This is a genomic window from Pseudarthrobacter humi, assembly GCF_024294965.1.
GTDB lineage: Bacteria > Actinomycetota > Actinomycetes > Actinomycetales > Micrococcaceae > Arthrobacter > Arthrobacter humi.
In genome coordinates this window covers 1-18,670 of sequence record NZ_JANCLV010000026.1, presented here as the reverse complement: position 1 = coordinate 18,670, position 18,670 = coordinate 1, and the positions used below count along the sequence as shown (strand labels likewise).

14 protein-coding genes and 1 pseudogene are annotated in these 18,670 nt (G+C 66.6%); 3 read left to right on the top strand and 12 right to left on the bottom strand.

Annotated features, from left to right (window positions below; all coding sequences use genetic code 11):
• The coding region (locus NFC73_RS20305) for a transketolase-like TK C-terminal-containing protein (RefSeq protein ID WP_443703145.1) at positions 1-1,654 on the top strand (1,654 nt) is incomplete at its 5' end.
• Positions 1,655-1,770: 116 nt separating this feature from the next.
• Positions 1,771-2,379: a nicotine blue oxidoreductase gene (gene nboR / locus NFC73_RS20300; RefSeq protein WP_254753218.1), complete on the top strand. Its 609-nt coding sequence runs from the start codon at positions 1,771-1,773 to the stop codon at positions 2,377-2,379.
• On the opposite strand, the gene NFC73_RS20295 is transcribed toward nboR, so the two are convergent.
• The 10 genes and pseudogenes from NFC73_RS20295 to NFC73_RS20250 all read right to left on the bottom strand — a co-directional run bounded on the left by NFC73_RS20295 (position 2,376) and on the right by NFC73_RS20250 (position 15,122).
• Complete coding sequence (locus NFC73_RS20295; RefSeq protein WP_254753216.1) at positions 2,376-2,999, bottom strand: Pr6Pr family membrane protein; 624 nt, start codon at positions 2,997-2,999, stop codon at positions 2,376-2,378. The two genes, nboR and NFC73_RS20295, sit on opposite strands and share 4 nt — an antisense overlap.
• A 125-nt stretch (positions 3,000-3,124) precedes the next feature.
• Positions 3,125-4,140 (bottom strand): annotated as a pseudogene (locus NFC73_RS20290) (cation:dicarboxylate symporter family transporter); the annotation flags it as partial.
• 109 nt (positions 4,141-4,249) lie between these two features.
• A complete protein-coding gene (locus NFC73_RS20285; RefSeq protein WP_254753214.1) occupies positions 4,250-5,029 on the bottom strand; it encodes an SDR family oxidoreductase in 780 nt (259 codons plus the stop codon).
• Between the two features lie 43 nt (positions 5,030-5,072).
• Positions 5,073-5,816, bottom strand: coding sequence for an aspartate/glutamate racemase family protein (locus NFC73_RS20280; RefSeq protein WP_254753212.1), 744 nt, complete (start codon positions 5,814-5,816; stop codon positions 5,073-5,075).
• 59 nt (positions 5,817-5,875) lie between these two features.
• Entirely contained in the window at positions 5,876-7,444 is a 1,569-nt protein-coding gene (locus NFC73_RS20275) for an NCS1 family nucleobase:cation symporter-1 (RefSeq protein ID WP_254753210.1), read from the bottom strand.
• A gap of 282 nt (positions 7,445-7,726) precedes the next feature.
• Positions 7,727-10,585 carry a molybdopterin-dependent oxidoreductase gene (locus NFC73_RS20270; RefSeq protein WP_254753208.1) on the bottom strand — a complete coding sequence of 953 codons (2,859 nt, stop codon included), beginning with the start codon at positions 10,583-10,585 and terminating at the stop codon, positions 7,727-7,729.
• Positions 10,586-10,587: 2 nt separating this feature from the next.
• The gene (locus tag NFC73_RS20265; protein WP_254753206.1) at positions 10,588-11,541 is read right to left on the bottom strand and encodes an FAD binding domain-containing protein; all 954 of its coding nucleotides are present in this window, start codon (positions 11,539-11,541) and stop codon (positions 10,588-10,590) included.
• Positions 11,532-12,788: an XdhC family protein gene (locus NFC73_RS20260; protein WP_254753204.1), complete on the bottom strand. Its 1,257-nt coding sequence runs from the start codon at positions 12,786-12,788 to the stop codon at positions 11,532-11,534. The genes NFC73_RS20265 and NFC73_RS20260 overlap by 10 nt, the downstream gene beginning before the upstream one ends.
• 297 nt (positions 12,789-13,085) lie before the next feature.
• Positions 13,086-14,612 (bottom strand): NCS2 family permease, encoded by a 1,527-nt coding sequence (locus NFC73_RS20255; RefSeq protein ID WP_254753220.1) that lies wholly within the window; start codon positions 14,610-14,612, stop codon positions 13,086-13,088.
• 15 nt (positions 14,613-14,627) lie between these two features.
• Positions 14,628-15,122: a nucleoside deaminase gene (locus NFC73_RS20250; protein ID WP_254753202.1), complete on the bottom strand. Its 495-nt coding sequence runs from the start codon at positions 15,120-15,122 to the stop codon at positions 14,628-14,630.
• Positions 15,123-15,508: 386 nt separating this feature from the next.
• Between NFC73_RS20250 and NFC73_RS20245 the strand changes: the two genes are divergently transcribed.
• Positions 15,509-16,909, top strand: a complete 1,401-nt coding sequence (locus tag NFC73_RS20245; RefSeq protein ID WP_254753200.1) for an 8-oxoguanine deaminase — start codon at positions 15,509-15,511, stop codon at positions 16,907-16,909.
• Between the two features lie 111 nt (positions 16,910-17,020).
• Here the strand turns inward: NFC73_RS20245 and NFC73_RS20240 are convergent, their stop codons facing one another.
• On the bottom strand, positions 17,021-17,974 hold the full coding sequence (locus NFC73_RS20240) for a type IV toxin-antitoxin system AbiEi family antitoxin domain-containing protein (protein WP_254753198.1): 954 nt from the start codon (positions 17,972-17,974) through the stop codon (positions 17,021-17,023).
• 300 nt (positions 17,975-18,274) lie between these two features.
• A complete protein-coding gene (locus NFC73_RS20235) occupies positions 18,275-18,448 on the bottom strand; it encodes a hypothetical protein (protein ID WP_167349832.1) in 174 nt (57 codons plus the stop codon).
• Positions 18,449-18,670 lie beyond the last annotated feature (222 nt).

Here is an 18,670-nt window from a genome sequence, read left to right as displayed (position 1 = left end):
GAACCTCAAGCGCGGCGGCCACGACTACCGCAAGGTCTACGCCGCGTATAAGGCTGCCACCGAATTCAAGGGCAAGCCCACCGTGATCCTGGCCAAAACGGTCAAGGGCTACGGACTCGGACCGAGGTTTGAAGGCAGGAATGCCACACACCAGATGAAAAAACTGACCGTCGAGGACCTCAAGGAGTTCCGGGACTACCTGCGGATCCCCATTACCGATACGCAACTGGAAGCGGATCCCTATTCCCCCCCGTACTACCACCCCGGCGTAGACTCCCCCGAGATCCAGTACCTGATGGAACGCCGCCGCGCCCTGGGCGGTTTCGTCCCCGAACGCCGGCCTGACCACACGCCCGTGGAGCTGCCGGACGCCAAGACCTACGAGGTCGCCAAGCGCGGTTCCGGGAAGCAGCAGGCGGCCACCACCATGACCTTCGTGCGCCTGCTCAAGGACCTGCTCAGGGATAAGAAGTTCGGACACCGCATTGTCCCGATCGTTCCGGATGAGTCCCGGACCTTCGGCATGGACGCGTTCTTCCCCACGGCCAAGATCTACAACCCTGACGGCCAGGCCTATCTGTCCGTGGACCGGGACCTGGTCCTGGCGTACAAGGAATCGGCCCAGGGCCAGCTGATCCACCCCGGCATCAACGAAGCGGGCGCGGTTGCAGCGTTCACTGCCGCGGGAACTTCCTACGCCACCCACGGCGAGCCGCTCATCCCGGTGTACGTGTTCTACTCCATGTTCGGGTTCCAGCGCACCGGCGACGCCTTCTGGGCAGCCGCGGACCAGATGACCCGCGGGTTCATCATCGGCGCCACCGCCGGCCGCACCACGCTGACCGGCGAAGGCCTCCAGCACGCCGACGGCCACTCCCCGATCCTGGCCTCCACCAACCCGGCCGTCCTCACCTACGACCCCGCCTACGGGTACGAGATGGGCCACATCATCCGGGACGGCATCGAGCGCATGTACGGGCCGGCCGCAAGCGGCGACGGAACCGGACCCGCATCCGATAAGAACCTCATGTACTACATCACGGTCTACAACGAGCCGATCTCCCAGCCGGCCGAACCTGAGAACCTCGACGTCAACGGTGTGCTGAAAGGCATCTACCGGGTGCAGGCGTCGGGTATCGAAGGGCCAAAGAGCCAGATCCTGGCCTCCGGCGTCTCCGTCCCGTGGGCCCTGGATGCCCAGCGGATCCTCGCCGAGGACTGGGGCGTCTCCGCCGACGTCTGGTCCGTCACGTCCTGGAACGAACTGCGCCGCGACGGCATGGCCGCCGAGGAAGAGGCCTTCCTGAACCCGGGCAAGCCTGCCCGTGTTCCGTTTGTGACCCAGCAGCTTGCCGGTGCCACAGGACCCGTGGTTGCAGTCTCGGACTACATGAAGGCCGTCCCGGACCAGATCCGCCAGTTCCTCCCGCACCAGTTCGCCACGCTCGGAGCCGACGGCTTCGGCTTCTCCGACACCCGCGCAGCAGCCCGCCGCTTCTTCAAGAACGACACCCACTCGATTGTGGTGAAGACCCTGCAGCTGCTCGCTTCGCGCGGCGAGGTGGACGGCGGCGTGCCCGCCTACGCGCTGGACCGCTACAAACTCCTGGACGTCAACGCCGGGACCACCGGCGGTACCGGAGGCGACGCCTGACCCCCCTCGACAACTGGAGTTTTTGTCCAGATAATGCGCTTTGAAAGCGGCAAAGTCATTATCTGGACAAAAACTCCCATGGGGCGGCGGGCGGAGCTGGGCAATAGGCTGGGACCGTGACTGACCTGGGCAAACAACGTACGACGGCGGTGCTGCTTGCCGCCGGTGCCGGGACGCGGCTGGGGCTCGGCCCCAAAGCGTTACTCCGGTTCCAGGGCCGTACGCTCGTTGAAGTCCTGGCCGACGTGTTGCTCGCAGGCGGCTGCCGGGAGGTGGTGACGGTGCTCGGAGCGGAAGCGGCAACGGTCCGCGCCGCCACCGATCTCAGCCGGCACCGGGTCATCGACAACCCTGGCTGGGCCAGCGGAATGGGGAGTTCGTTCCGGGTGGGAGTTGCCGCCGCAGCCCCCGAGGACCATGTGCTCATCGCGCTCGTGGACCAGCCAGGCCTGACTACCGAGACCGTGGCCCGGTTGCTGGCCGCCCACCGGCCCGGCCGCGTCACGGCCGCCGCCCGCCGTGGCACCGACGGAAAGCTCCAGCGGGGACACCCGCTGCTCCTGGATTCCAGCCTCCGCGCTGAGGCCACGGAAACAGCAACGGGCGACGCCGGGGCCCGCTATTTCCTGCAGTCCCATGCCGAACTGATAGATCTCATCGATTGCAGTGACCTCTCCTCCGGTGAAGACCTCGACTCTCCCGGTCAGCTGCACCTCCTCGACTAGTAATCCACCTGCCGCTTGAGTTTGTTGCCGAGCCACAGCATCGCCAGGCTCACTGCCAGGAAGCCGACGGAAATGGCGAGGGCAAACACCAGCACTCCGCCCCAGCCACCTGCCCGAGCGGGGTCGACGAACCAGTACGGGTACCAGTTCACCAACGCCCCGCGGACCAGGCTGTAGACCAGGTAGCCGACGGGGTAGAGCAGCCAGTACCAGATGTGCTTGACCGTGAGCGTGGCCCGCGGCGGTTGGAAGAGCCAGTCCACCACCATGACCACCGGGATCAGGTAGTGCACCACGAAGTTGACCCACGGCAGCAGCGAGCCGAGATCTTCCCCGGCGAGCAGCGCACCGAATACGAGTCCCACCACGGCCATGGCAATGGTTGCCGTGCCGCGCGTGACGTCGTCGATTTCGCTGGGGCGTTTGCGGGTCAGCACCCTGTAGCCGCTGATGAGAAGCACCAACGCAGCGAAGATGTTGGACAAATTTGTGAAGTAGCTGAAGAAGTTCCAGACGTCGTAGCCCATGCCCAAATGAACTGTCATCTGTGTTCCCACCGCCACCAACGTCAGAAGGCCAAAGAAAAAGCGTCCCCCGATAAGCACAGTTCTCTTGGTCATAGCCCCAATTCTTGCCGAATCCCCAGCTCAGAGGCGGTTCGACACTCCAACGTTGAAGGGGCGTGGTCAATTCCAGGCGCCAGGAACCCCGTCCCTGATCAGGGGCGGGGTTCCGGGTGTTGGGTCTACTGTCCGCCGCTGATCCGCTCAAGCTCCTGGTCTTCGAACTCTTCCTCGACGCCAAGCATGATGGCGGAATCGTGGTTGGTGATCTCGCCGTTGAACGCCCTGACCATAACGCTCCGGTCGAACTGTCCCTCCCACTTGGAGACGACGAACGTGGCGACGCAGTTGCCCAGGAGGTTCACCACCACCCGCATGGAGTCCATGAGGCGGTCGGCACCGAGCAGCAGGGCCACGCCGGCGACCGGGAAGATCCCCAGCGCTGCGGCGGTGGCGGAGAGAGCCAGGAACGATGAACCGGGTACACCGGCCATGCCCTTGGAGGTCAGCAGCAGGACGCCGAGCGCGGCCAGCTGCTGGCCGAGGTCCAGGTTGTGGCCAAAGGCCTGTGCCAGGAAGAGCAGGGAGATCGAAAGGTAGATCGCGGCGCCGTCGAGATTGAACGAATAGCCGGTGGGCACCACCAGGCCCGTGGTGGCGCGTGAGCAGCCGGCGTTGGTCAGCTTGGGCATGATGCGCGGCATCACAGCCTCGGTGGAGGCGGTGCCGAGCGCCAGCAGGAACTCCTCGCGGGTGTACTTCCGGAAGTGCCAGAGCGGGACGCGGGCAAAGCCCAAGGCCACGAGGAACAGCAGGCCGATGAAGACAATGACCGCGCCGCAGCAGGCGGCAATGAGCAACGCATAGGTGCTGAGCGTGTCCAGCCCGTACTGGCCGATGATGAAGGCCATGGCACCGAAAGCACCAATCGGGGTCTCCATGAGGCTGACGACCGGCATGCAGCGCTCGCGTCCGATGACGACGATGGCTGCTCCGAAGAAGACCGAGAAGAACAGGACCTGCAGCAGGCTGTTGCTCGCGAAGGCGCCGATGACGCTGGTGAGGATGACGTCCAGGATGACGGGGCGGCCTCCTTGGACACGGCATTGCCGGTCTTGGCGGTCAGCGCTTCCGGGGAGAGAGTGCTGGGATCGATGTTCAGCCCGGCACCGGGCTGAACGATGTTGCCTACGATCAGCGGGGCCGCGGTGAAGCATACAAAATCCGCCCCGGAAACGGACGCCCACCCGGGGAAATCCCCCGTGCGGACGTCCGCTTCCACAGCGGAAAGGTTTTGATTATTCTTGTCAGCCCCGGCCGATGAACGGCATGCCTGCAGCAGTGATCACCACCGAGCCCACACTGGCCGACGGCGGCATGCTCGCCATCAGGAGCACGGCGCGCGCGGCGTCCTGCACCGGGAACGTGGGCTCCACCCTGCGGCTGCCGTCAGCCTGCAGTGCGCCGGAGTCAACGCCGATGGTGCCCATAATGTCCGTGGCCGTGTTGCCGATGTCGATCTGGCCGCAGGTGATGCCGAAATCCCTACCGTCCAGCTCGATGCTCTTGGTCAGGCCCGTCATGGCGTGCTTGGTGACCGTGTAGGCCACCGTCCGCGGCCGCGGCGAATGCGCTGAAATGGACCCGTTGTTGATGATGCGGCCGCCCTGCGGCTCCTGGGATTTCATGGCCCGGACGGCCGCGGCGGCACACAGCATCGAGCCGGTCAGGTTCACCGCCACCACCGCGTCCCAGTCGGCCACGCTGATTTCATCCACCGACGCGGCCGGGCCGAACACGCCTGCGTTGTTGAACAGGACGTCAACCCTCCCCCACTTGCCGAGTGCCGCGGCGAAAAGGCGATCGACGTCGTCGGGCACTGTTACGTCGCAGGGCACCGTCAGCGCCTGGCGGTGGCCGGCCGCCGACTCCAGCAGCGGAGCCTCACGGCGGCCGGCCAACACCACGCGGTACCCGTCGGCCAGCAGGAGCCGCGCCACCGCCCTGCCAATCCCGGAACCGGCACCGGTCACGACGGCGACCGGTGCCGGCCGGTGGGGTTGTACGGGCCGGTGGGTTGCAGTCATGGGGTTGCTCCTCGTGTTGATGGCCGGGCTGTTGATGGCCGGGCTAAGGCGCAGCGGGCACGTCCGCTGCCGTTATGGGCCAGCCTATGACGGTCTTGGGCCGCGGGGTGGCGTAGGTCCGGACCTTTGAGGTGCTCAGCCGCAGCCTCACCAGCGATTCAGCGATGGTGACCGCAGCCGCCACACCGTCCACCACAGGGACGCCGGCACGCTTCCGGATTTCCTCGTCCAAACCGGCCATGCCGCCGCAGCCCAGGACAATGACTTCCGCCTTGTCCTCGCGGACAGCCAGCAGCGCCTGTTCGATGATGGCTTCCACGGCGCGCTCCGGCTCCTCCTCCAGTTCCAGGACGGCCATGCCGCTGGCCCGGACCGAGGCGCACCGGGCGTCGAGGCCGGCCAGCTTCAGCCGGTCCTCGATCAGCGGCACGGCCCGGTCCAGGGTGGTGACCACGGAGTACTTGTGGCCCAGGAACATCGCGGTGCTCGCGGCCGCCTCGGTGATGTCCACTACCGGAACGTCAAGGAGCTCCTGGAGCCCTTCGCGGCCGTGCTCGCCGTAACCGGCCTGGATGACGGCGTCGAACGGCTCCTGGTAGTTGACGACGGCGTCCATCACGGCGATCGCCGCGAGGTAACTCTCAAAGTTTCCCTCGCAGGAGTCTGCGCCGAAACGCGGAGTGATTCCCACAATCTCCGTGTCCGGCAGCGCGGCCTGTTTTGCCTGCGCGGCGATGGAATCGGTCATGGACTGTGTGGTGTTGACGTTGGCCACAAGGATGCGCATGGTGCTTTTCCTCTTTCGGGAAAGGTATTTCGGGACAGGCTGGTTGGCTGGCGCGGGGGTCAGTGGGCGCTGGCGACGGCGATGGATTCGCCGTCGACGTCTTCGAGCCGCTGCCTGCGGTCCGAGATGACGTAGTAGACCACCGCGGCGATGCCGGCCGCGACGAACCACGCGAACGGGGCGGCCGCTTCCAGTGCCGGAACAAAGGCGATCAGGAGTGCAATGGCGGCAGCAGGCACCATGGCGATGATGGCCCGGGGGTTATAGCCCTTTTTGTAGTAGTAGGCACCTGCCGGGTCTTCGGAGTAGAGCTCAAGCACGTTGACCTTGCCGCGGCGCAGCAGCCAGTAATCGGCCATGACAACGCCGAACAGCGGGCCGAGCAGGGCTCCGAGTCCGCCCAGGAAGTACACGATGACCAGCGGGTTGTTGTACAGGTTCCACGGCAGGATGATGAGGCCGATGGTGCCGCTGACCCAGGCCGCCTTGCGGAAGTTCAGGTGCTTCGGGAAGAGGTTGGTCAGCGCATAGACGGGGGCCACAAAGTTGGCCATCAGGTTCACGGCGATGGTCAGGATCAGCAGGGCAAGGCAGGCCAGGACAAGGAACAGCGTGTTCGGGATGGTCTGGACGATGTCCGACGGGCTCTGGATGACAGTGCCGTTGATCTTGAACTGTCCACCGGCCATCACCACAACGATCGCGCCGAAGAGGAGCATGTTGATGGGGATGCCCCAGAAGTTGCCGCGCACCACGGCCTTCTTGGAGACGGCGGACCGGGTGAAGTCGCAGAAGTTCAGGACGAACGTTCCGTAGATGGCCACCCACAGGGCACCGCCGGCGAAGATGGTGCGCCACATGTCGCCGCCTTCGAGGGCGTTGTCCCCGGCCCAGGCTATGGAGCCGCCGGCTTCGACGAAGATCCAGACGGCGATGGCCGCCATGGTGACCAGGATGATGGGGCCGGCGAAGGCCTCGTACTTGCGGATCATCTCCATGCCGAAGCTGACGATGACCAGCTGGACGATCCAGAGGAATACGAACGAAGCCCAGCCCAGCGTGGACAGGCCGAGAATGGAGTTGGTGTCGAGCTCCTGCAGCGAGGGAACCATGGCGACGAGCATGACCCTGAGCACCACGGACGCGAGGTACGTCTGGATGCCGAACCAGGCCACGGCCACTGCCCCGCGCAGGAGGCTGGCAATCTGGGCGCCCCTGATGCCGAAGCTGATCCGGCTCATGACGGGGAACGGGACACCGGTTTTTACGCCCATAAAGCCGGACAGGCTGAGGAGCGCAAACAGCAGGACGGCGCCGACTCCCAAAGCGAGGAGGATCTGCCAGCCGCCCAGCCCGAGGGCGAAAAGTCCGATGGCGAAGGCGTAGTTGCCAAGGCTGTGGACGTCGTTGGCCCACAGGGTGAAGATGCTGTAGCCGGTCCAGCGGCGACCTTCCCGCTTCGTCGGGGCAAGGTCGATGTTGTAGAGGGTGGGGCTGATGGTTCTGCCGGAGGCGGCGCTGGCTATATCGCAAAGGGTGTCGACACCCACGGAGGGGTGGGCTGCTTTGCCCAGGTCAACTGCTGCCTCAGGTGCCGGTTCAACGCCGGCCAACGGGGTTGTCTGCATCGTGATCTCACTTCTTGAAGATGTCTTCCATGTGTTCCGCTGTGGGATTTATGCCGGAAACCACCGGCAGAAGCGTCGTTGCTTTTTCCACGATGCGAAAAACAGGTATCGAGTAGTGAAATAACGGTATGACCTGGGTCACGCATCGGTCAAGGGGTCGCCGAAACACGGCCGGTCACAAACGGTTGCTTCGCCAGCAACGCGGGGTCAGATACGGCCTGATAAACCCCGCAAAATGGGCTGTATCTGACCCCGCGTTGGTCTTAGGAGAGATGGTTGGTCTCAGCGGGAGCGGACGGGCCCTCCTTCCTTCAGACCCAGGTAGATCTTGTCCCGCCCGATCGGCAGCTCCGCGAACCGGACCCCCGTCGCATTCCGGATGGCATTGGCCAAGGCCGGGGCCACCGGGTTGAACGGGCTTTCGCTCATGGATTTCGCCCCGAGCGGGCCCATCCGGTCGTTGGTGGAGGCGAAGTAGACCTCGCTGCGCGGCACGTCCGCGAAGGACGGGATGTGGTACTGCCGCAGGATGTCCGTGGTGACACGGCCGGCGTCGTCCACCCGGACCTCCTCATACAGTGCAGCGCCCAGCGCCTGCGCGATGCCTCCCTCGATCTGGCCGCGGCACTGCCGCGGATTAACCACCACGCCGGCGTCGGCCGCCTGCACACTCTGCAGGATCCGCAGCTCGCCCGTGCCGGTGTTGACCGCCACCCGGAAGCCGTGGACATTGAACGCCACCGACCGCGGGGTCCCGTCCCAGCTGCCCTCGACGGCGAGCTGCACGCCCTGGCCCCGTGCGGCGTCGTGGATGTCGGTGAGCGGAACCCGCCGTCCGGCACAGTCCACGCCGCCGCCGTCGAGCACGCACTCGGTCTCCGGCACGCCGGTCAGCGCCGCAGCGACGGTGACGATCCGGGAGGCCAGCTCGGTGGCCGCCATCAGGGTGGCCTTGCCGGCCACCACCGTCCCGGCCGAACCGAACGCACCGGTGTCGTGCTCCACGAGGTCGGTATCGGACTGCCGCACGGCCACGTTGGCTGCCGTGGTGGCGAGCGCCGTCGCGGCCAGCTGCGCGTGCACCGTGGTGGTGCCGTTCCCGAATTCGGCAGTCCCGACGTCGGCCGCGAACGTGCCGTCCGGAAGCAGCCTCACGCGGGTGTGGGCGAAGTGTCCGCGGGGCGGGACGGTGTCGATCATGGACAGCGCGGCACCCTCGCCGGTAACCCAGTCCTGCCCGAGGTCATCGAGCCCGGCATCTCGGTAGCGCTGCCTGCCGCGGTCCAGGGCATCACGCACCAGGGAGATGCACTGGTCCAGGCCGTAGCTGCCGTAGTGGACGTCCTCTTCGGGCTCAGGGTTGGTGGAGAGCATGTCATCGCCCTCGCGCACCATGTTCCGGCGCCGGAATTCCAGGGGATCCATGCCGATGCCGACAGCCAGTTCATCGATGGCCGACTCGATCGCGAAGATCGTCTGGCTCAGCCCGTAGCCCCGGAACGCCCCGGCCGGCACGGTGTTGGTGTAGACGGCATGCGCGTCCACTTTCTTGTTCGCGCACTTGTACACGGCCAGCGATTCGCCGCAGCCGTGGAACATCACGCCGGGTGCGTGGTTGCCGTACGCGCCGGTGTTGGTGACCACGTCCAGCTGCAGCGCGGTGAGGAGGCCGTCCTTGCTGGCACCCGCCTTGAGTTTGATGGTGAAGGGGTGCCGCGTGGTGGTGGCGGTGAACTGCTCCGTGCGCGTGAACTCCACCTGCACGGGCCGGCGCAGCGTGAGCGCTGCGAGGGCTACGAGGTCCTCGGTGAGCACTTCCTGCTTGCCGCCGAAACCGCCGCCCACTCGGCCGGCCACCACGCGGATGCGGTCCTCGGGAAGATCGAACACCCGGCCCAGCGTGCGCCGGACCAGGAACGGGACCTGGCTGGAGGTGCGGACCACGAGGCGGTCTTCCTCGTCGAGCCAGGCGATGGAGCAGTGCGTTTCCAGGGCGACGTGCTGCACACGCTGCGTCCGGTAGGTGTGCTCATGGATGAAGTCGGCAGCGGCGAAACCGTCCGCCACACTGCCCAGCTCCGAGTGCAGCTCGGCCACAACGTTCTGCCGCGGCCGCGAGATCCGGGCCTTAACGGCGTCCTTGTCCCCGTGCAGTGCCGGGGCGCCGGGGAGCATGGCGTCCTGCGGGCTGAAGACGGTGTCCAGCAGCTCGTATTCCACCTGCAGGGCGCGGGCCCCGGCCTCGGCGGCGCTCACGGATTCGGCAACGACGGCGGCAACTCGCTGGCCGATGAACCGCACCACGTCATCGAGGACGCGGGTGTCGTCGGGATCGTCCGTGTACAGCTCGTGCTGGGCGGTGGAGAAGTGCTGGGCCGGAGCGTCCTCGTGGGTGAAGACTGCGACGACGCCGGGCACCTGGAGCGCGGCCGTCCTGTCGATGGAGACAATCCGGGCGTGCGCGTGGGGTGAGCGGAGCAGCTTCAGGTGCAGCAGGCCTTCCAGCTCGTCAGCCGGGACATCCAGGGTGTAGCGGGCGGTTCCGGTGACGACGGCGAGGCCCGCCGGGGCGGGAACGTTGTCGCCCAGCTGCCCGGCCATGGCTGCCCTAGTGCCGGCGGCGCCGGTGGCAGTGGCTGCGGAAGCTGGACGGTCGGCGCCAGCCGCCGCGCCGCCGTCGTCGTCGTGATTGTGCTTATCGCGGATCCCGCACACGGCGTCCGCGATGGAACGGTAGCCGGTGCAGCGGCAGAGGTTGCCTTTGAGGCTGCGGGGCAGATTGGCTTTCTGTTCGTCGTCGAAGGTGGCTGCGGTCATCATCATGCCGGCGGTGCAGAAGCCGCACTGGAAACCCTGTTCGGCCAGGAACTGCTCCTGCACGGGGTGCAGTGCACCGCCCGTTGCACCGGACGTCCCGGCGAGTCCTTCGATGGTGGTGACGGCCTTGCCCTCCGCGCGGACGGCCGGGTAGATGCAGCTGTGCACGGGGGTGCCGTCCACGTGGACGGTGCAGGCACCGCAGTCGCCGCCGTCGCAGCCTTTCTTGACGCCGAAGTTGCCCTGTTCGCGCAGGAACGTGCGCAGGCACTGGCCGGGGCGGGGTGTGGCCGGGGCGGCGGTGCCGTTGATTTCGATTGCCATGCTCAGGCCTCCTTCTGCTGCTGGTTCTGTGCTGTTTCGGGTTGCGCGGTTGTTTCGGGTTGCGCGCTCGGCTGCGGCGAGGTGGCGTGCGGCCGGCCCGTCCAGAAATCGCCTGACACGGTGAGCCGTTCCTCCAGCAGTTCCGCACGGATCTCCTCGGCAAGCCGGAGGGTCATGTCCCGGCGCCACTCGGGCAGCCCGTGGATGTCGTTGTGGTACAGCTCCGCGGGAATGGCCTTCCCGACGGCGGCCGCCAGGGCCGCCGGGCCAGCCATCGTGGCAGCGGTGAAGCGCAGCTGCACGGGGCGTTTGGTGGCGGCGGTGACGGTGATGACCAGGCCGCCGTCGGCGTCCCGCCGGCCGATCAGCAGCACCCCGGAACGGCCGAGGTTGCTGAGCGAGAGCCGACGGAAGGCCACATTCGCGGACAAGGCCGACGCCGGCAGGTGGATGCTGCGCAGGAGCTCGCCGGGTGCCAGGCTGTTTTGCCCGTCCCCGGTGATGAACGTGGCGACCGGGACCGTGCGGCTGCTGCCGCCGGGGCCGAGGATGGTGGCGGTGGCGTCCAGCCCGGCGCTGAGCGAGATCATGGGCCCGGCCGGGAGCGAGGTGCACAGGTTGCCGCCCACGGTGGACATGTTCCAGACCTTGAACGATGCCACGAAGGAGTCGCAGCACGGACGGAACAGGTCCAGGCCCGGCCATTTCCTGCCGGCCACGTCGTCCGAACCCGGCAGGGCGTAGAGCTCCGCAACGGTGCACGTGGCGGCCAGTTCAATCCCGGCATCGCTCACGGTCACGGCAGGCCATCCCGCTTCGCCAAGGTCCAGCAGCCGCTTCAGGACGGTGCTCCCGTAGGAGAACAGCACCGTGCCGCCGGCCAGCCAGGCATCGCCGTCGCGCCATTCGGCGGGGTCCGTCGTGGGGACGACGGCCTCGATGGTGTTCATGTCCACGGGTCCTCCTGGCGGGCTTCGTGCGTGCGGGGTTTGTGCGTGCGGGGTGTCGATGTGGGGTGGATGGGGCCGCTGCCGTCCTTGAGCGAGGATGCCTTGAGCGGCGCCGGCGTGGTGCTGCCCCGTCCGGCCCGGCCACGGGAGGCGATGATCTCGGCCGTAATGGACACCGCGACCTCGGCGGGCGTGACGGCGCCCAGGTCGAGTCCGATGGGCGAATGGAGCCGCTCCAACGCTTCGGCGGGCGTGCCGTCCGCGAGCAGCGCGTCGATCCGCTGGCGGTGGCTGCGCCGCGAACCCATGGCGCCCACATAGGCGAGGCCCAGGGCGAGCGCGGTTTCCAGCAGCGGGATGTCGAACTTCGGGTCGTGGGTCAGCACGCACACCACGGTGCGGCCGTCCACCCGTCCTGCGGCTGCTTCTGCGGCAAGGTAGCGGTGCGGCCAGTCCGTGACGACCTGGTCGGCGGCGAGGAAGCGGCCCTGGCTCGAAAAAGCCGGCCGGGCATCACACAAGGTGACGTCATAGCCCAGCAGTTTCCCGGCCGGGAGCAGCGCGGCGCCGAAGTCGTTGGCGCCGAAGACCAGCATGCGCGCGGCGGGGAGCCGGCTTTCCACGAACAGGGTGATGGGTTCGGGGTGTGTTTCCTCCGAGCCGCCGGTGCAGCCCACCGGAGGTGCAAGCCGGATGAGGCCCGCGCGGCCGCCTTGGAGCAGCGGCTCGAGCTGGGCGGCTGCCGCGTAAACAGTGGCGGGATGGTCACCCACCAGCCGGGCAAGTTCCGGGGACTCCATGGCACGGAACCGCACAGGATCCTGCACGACGACGGCTCCCCCGCCGGCGTCGAGCCGGCGGATCAGCGCCAGGGCAGTGGTGGAGTGGCGGCCCGCCAGGCTGTCCAGCATGGCGAAGTCCATGGCCTCCACCGAGGATCCGAGCGGCTGGATGTGGACCTCCAGCTCTCCTCCACAGGAGAGTCCGACGGCGAACGCGTCCTCGGCACTGTAGCCGAACGACTCAAGGCGGCTGCCGCCGTCGCGCATTACGGCAAGGGCGGCGTCCACCACGGCGCCCTCCACGCAGCCGCCGGAGAGGCTGCCCAGGACGTCCCCGTGTTCAGACACAAGCATGGAGGTACCGAGGGGCCGGGGCACGGAGCCGCCCGCGGCCACAATGGTGGCGACGGCGCAGCGCTGGCCGGAGACCGCGGGCCGCCAGCCTCCCAGTGAAGGTATTAGGTCCAGCATGGCAACACGTCCTTTACCACTGGGGTCCCGGACGGGAAACCTGTCCGGAACAGAGCACGGTCTTGCCTCATAATCTCATTCCTTGCTGGTGTAGAGGGAAAGTCAGCGGAGTTGTTTGAGGGGACCGGGGCGGGGCCTCTCATCCCGCCCCGGTCCGTGACGGCGCAGCCGCACCCCACCGCCGCCCGCCGTCGTGGGTTCCGGTGCTGCGGACCACGGCGGCGGACGCCTACTCGATGCGGTGGGTACGGATGGACCGCCGTTCAAGGCGCCCGAATGGGCGGTTACGCCGGGGGCCTACGCACCCAGCAGGGCGTTGATCGGCCCGCGGGCGAAGTAGATGATGAAGCCCGCGGTGACCACCCACATGAGCGGATGGACCTTGCTGGCACGGCCGGACGCCGCGCTGATGACCGCGAAGGAGATGAATCCGACGCCGATGCCGTTGGCGATCGAGTAGGTCAGCGGCATGGTGATGATGGTCAGGAAGGCCGGCAGTGCGATCGAGAACTTGCTGAACTTGATCTCGCGGATCTGTGCCATCATCATGGCGCCCACGACCACCAGGGCGGCAGCCGCCACTTCGAGCGGCACCACCGAGGTCAGCGGCGTAAAGAACATCGAGCCCAGGAACAGCGCGCCGGTGACCACGGAGGCCAGGCCGGTACGGGCACCTTCGCCGATGCCTGCCGCGGAATCGATATAGACGGTGTTGGACGAGCCAGACGTTCCGCCGCCCACCACTGCGCCCATGCCTTCGACGATGAAGGCGGACTTCAGTCTGGGGAACGTGCCGTCCTTGTGCGCCACTCCGGCGCTCTTGGCCAGCCCGGTCATGGTGCCCATGGCGTCGAAGAAGTTGGTGAACACCAGGGTGAACACCAGCATGGTTGCGGCCAGGCCGCCGATCCTTGAGAACGAGCCGAAGAGATCGAACTGGCCCACCAGGCTGAAGTCCGGGGCGGCGACCAGCTGGCCGGCGAGCACGGGCACGTTGAGGTGCCAGCCGCCGGGGTTGTCGGCGCTGCCGGGACCGATATGCATGGTGGCCTCGACGACGGCGGCGAGGGCTGTGGTGGCGACGATGCCGATCAGGAGGCCGCCCTGGATCCTGCGGGCCACGAGGATTCCCATGACGAGCAGGCCGACGATGAATACGAGGGTGGGGATGGAGGTGATGGAGCCGTCGTTGCCGAGCTGGACCGGCGGGCCGCCTTTGGTGGGGCGGACGAAACCGGAATCCACAAAGCCGATGAAGGCGATAAACAGGCCAATGCCGACGGTGATGGCAGCCTTGAGTTCCTTGGGGACTGCCTTGAAGATCGCCGTCCGGGCACCCGTGGCGCCGAAGAGGACAATCAGGACACCGTTGATGACCACCAGGCCCATGGCTTCGGGCCAGGTCACGTCCTGGATGACGGCCACTGCCAGGAACGAGTTGATGCCCAGGCCCGCTGCGAGCCCGAACGGCAGGTTGGCGACGAGGCCGAACACGATGGTCATGACGCCGGCGGTGAGCCCGGTAACTGCCCCCACCTGCGCCGCCGAGAGCCAGCCGCCGGCGACGTCCGTGGCGGCGTTCTCGGCCGAGAAACCGCCCAGGATCAGCGGGTTGAGGATCACGATGTAGGCCATCGTGAAGAACGTGACAATGCCGCCGCGGAATTCGCGGGCCAGCGTGGAGCCACGCTTGGTGATCTGGAAGAAACTATCCAGGAAGGATTTCGACGCCGGGGGCCGGGGTGCCGCCGTGTGCTCTGCGCCTTCGGGCGCAGCCTGCTTTTCAGCTGCGGTTCGCATTTCTGCGGGGTCCAGGATTGTCATGTCAGCCACCGGATCCTAGTAGTCAATCCTGGAATCGAGCGTGTTCCAGGTGTTGAACGGTTCCAGGATGGCGGGAGCCTGGGGGTCGCCCAGTTCCAGCTTGGCGACCGGCATCAGTGCATCCCGGTCCTTGTTCTCGAAGTACTCGTAGAAGACCGCGTCGTCGAAGCCCACGGAGGCCGCATCGTGCCGGTCAGCGGCGAAGACCACGTTGCCGATCCGTGCCCACAGGGCCGAGGCCAGGCACATGGGGCAAGGCTCGCAGCTCGTGTAGAGGGTGGCTCCGCTGAGATCGAAGGTGCCGAGTTCGCGGCAGGCATTGCGGATGGCGGTGACCTCGGCGTGGGCCGTGGGGTCGTTCGTGGCGGTGACCCGGTTGACGCCTTCGAAGGCGTGGCCGTCCGCGGTAACAACGACGGCGCCGAACGGGCCGCCGCTGTCCAGGACGTTGGCTGTTGCCAGTTTGATGGAGGTGGCCAGAAAATGTTCGGCCGTGACGGTTGTACTCATTTTGCGACTTCCTTAGTGGCAAGGAAGCCCAGTAACCCGACGGGGACGCGCCAGTGATACGGCTACCAGGCTTCAGCATGTGCTTTTGAAGGTTCGCCTGGTAGATAGCTTCCCGGAGTCCGGGTGCCCGCCTTTGGCAAGATCGAGATTAGCACCGGATGTGTGAGCAGCGCCATAGTTTCTGGAAACTTAATTTCGTGATGTGAAATTGCATGGCAACGCGGGGTCACATCTTGCCCATCCGGAGGCGCGGAACGGGCCGGATGTGACCCCGCGTTGCATTGACGTCCGTCGCTGCAGCACCCTAGGCTGGCGCCACCTGGATCAGCAGACAGGGACTAACTGAGCTGGAACGCATTTATTGCCGACCAGACAAGGAGCCATCCATGGCCCACCCGCATACCCCGGCCCCGGTCCCGGTCCCATCCGCCGTCCCATCCCCGTCCAGGCTCTGGATCAGGAACCCGCTCGCCGTTTTCACCGCCAACGGACTCGACGCCGGCGGCGGCATCGTGGTCAGCGGCGGCATCATCGCCGAGCTGGTTCCGGCCGGCGGGCAGCCGTCCGCACCCTGCTCCGCCGTCTTCGATGCTTCCGCACATGTCCTGATGCCGGGCCCGATCAATACGCACCACCACTTCTACCAAACCCTCACGCGCGCCTGGGGTCCGGTGGCCAACGCGCCGCTGTTCCCCTGGCTGCAGAACCTCTACCCGGTCTGGGCGCGCCTGACTCCGGACAGCCTGGAACTCGCGGTGAAGGTGGCCTTGGCCGAGCTGCTGCTCTCCGGCTGCACCACGGCAGCCGACCACCACTACCTGTTCCCCGCGGGACTTGAGGACGCGATCGACGTGGAGGTCGGCGTCGTACGCGAACTGGGCATGCGGGCCACCCTCACGCGCGGCTCCATGACTTTGGGAACGGACGACGGCGGCCTGCCGCCGCAGTCCACGGTGCAGCGGCCGGAGGTCATCCTGGCGGACAGCGAACGCCTCATTGCGAAGTACCACGAGCGCGGCGACGGTGCCGTCATCCAGATTGCGCTGGCACCGTGTTCGCCGTTCTCGGTGACCAAGGAAATCATGGCCGAGAGCGCCTTGATGGCAGAGCGGCTGGATGTCCGGCTGCACACGCACCTCGCTGAGACCATCGCCGAGGAAGACTACTGCCGCTCGATGTTCGGCCTGCGGACCGTGGACTATCTGGAGAGCGTCGGCTGGCTGGGCAACCGCACCTGGCTGGGCCACGGCATCCACTTCAACGACGACGAGATCGCCCGGCTGGGAGCCGCCGGCACCGCCGTCGCGCACTGCCCGACGTCGAACATGCGGCTTGCGTCAGGCACCGCACGCGTGCTGGAACTCGAGGCAGCCGGGGTCCCCGTGGGGCTGGGTGTGGACGGATCGGCGTCGAACGATGCCTCCAACATGATCCTGGAAGCCCGGCAGGCGCTCTACCTGCAGCGGCTGCGCTACGGCGCGGACGTGCCGGTGGAGCGCGCCCTCGGCTGGGCGACGAGGGGCTCGGCAGCCGTGCTGGGGCGCTCCGATATTGGTCAACTGGCGCCGGGGATGCAGGCCGACCTGGCACTCTTCCGCCTCGACGACCTGCGCTTCTCCGGGAGCCACGACCCCCTTGCGGCACTGCTGCTGTGCGGCGCCGACCGCGCGGACCGGGTGATGGTGGGCGGGCAATGGCGCGTGGTGGACGGTCAGATCCCGGGCCTGGACGTCGCCGGGCTCATGGCGGAGCACTCTGCTGCGGCGCGGAAGCTCGTGAACGGCTAGGCACTCCGCCCCGGCTCGCCTGCCGACTCCCCATCCGCCGTTTCGATGGTTCCCTGCGCAGACGATGGTTCGAACCATCGAGTATGCAGGGAACCATCGAATTGGCCATGGCTAGCCTGCATTTCGGAGGGCCCGCAGGACGCGCATCTTGAACTCGTGTTCCTGGAACAGGTCTCGCCACTTGATCCGGATGAACGTCCACCCCTCCTCGGTCAGCGCCTTTTCCCGTTGCCGCTCCTTGTAGATGACCTCGTCGGTGGGCTCGTAGTCGAAGTACTTCACCCTGCCGTCGAATTCCAGCGCAACCTTCTTCTCCCGCCAAGCGAAGTCCAGCCGGTGCTTGCCTCCCGGCGACCATACGACCACCTGGAGCTCGGGCGGTTCAATGCAGAGCCGGTGAACTAAATCCCGCGTCAGCGTCTCACCCGGTGACTCCGACCGCGCGTCGGCGTTCTCAAGGGCGCGACGCAGCGTCCGTACGCCGTTGCGTCCCGCCAACGAAGCACTCATCAGACGGATTTCCGCCAGATCAGCGCCCATCCTGAGGGCATGATCCATGAGCACCAAGGCCTGCCGGTAGGTCAGCATGAGGCAGCAATCCACCACGGTGCGCTCCAGTGAAGTGCTGGGCATGCCGTCCACGAAGACAACGTCCGCTGTCTGCAGCGACCTGGTGTGGGCAACTACGTCGCGGCCATGGGACGTGCGCGAAGGAGCCGACTCCTGGGTGACGTGCACACAATCGTCAACGTCCCACAGGTACAACCGGTGGAGGCGGGCCGCCGAGGTGTGGCTGTAGACGAAGCCGCCGCCCGACGTCGTGAGCGTTCCGTGGGCGTGCGCGGCGATCAGTTGCCGGCTGCGCACCCAAGGTTTTTGGCCCGCCCATGTGCTGCCGCGGATGTAACAGCCTCGGCGGAGCCGGACCAAGTCGCCGGCCCGCACCAAAGCCGATACTTTGCGGGCATTGAGCCCGGATTCCTGCAGCTCGCCGGTGCGCCACAGGTCCATTCCGGTGGGCAGCATGCCACCCGGCGGCATCGTCAACTGCGCGTTGTTCGTCATGGGTCAAGCCTCGGACGGCACCACTAGGCGACGACAGCCGGAGTTCGTCCTATGTGGATAACGCCGGATCGATGGTTCCCTGCGCACACGACGGTTCGAGCCATCGAGCGCGCAGGGAACCATCGAATCGGCGCAGGTGCGGAGGCTCGTGAACGGCCGGGCACGCAAAAGCGGGTGGCACCTCCCAGGTGCCACCCGCCCGTTGGCTCTGTTGCGCAGAGTCCGCCCTGAACAGGGCCCACTCCCGCAGGGTTCCCCGTCCGAGCTTGCGAGGAGCGGGGGCTGCTGGGGATGGAGCTGTCAGGGACGCTGCCGGCCGAATACCGGGAGCGCGCGCATCCAGCGGGAGAACCCGCCTGCACGGTCACAGTCGGCCGGAATGTAGAAGTCGGGATCCGTGGCGCCGAACGGCAGGTACAGCTCCTGGCCGGGGGCCGGGAAATCCACGACGTTGTTCTTATCCTTCGAGTCCATCTGTTCCTCCTCGTTCTTGCTGTCGGCTTTTCCGTACTTCGGAAAATTTTTATTGTTATGTGGAAATTCTAGAAGGGTCTGGGAGCGGCGTCAAGACCTCGCGTTGACTCATCAAAGATGCCCGCGTAGCTGCTATCGAAGAATCATTTGAGAATGCCCGCATAGCGGCGCGTCTGCCGGGGCGGTATCTGCTGGCCCGGCACTGTGAGCCATGGAGCTTTC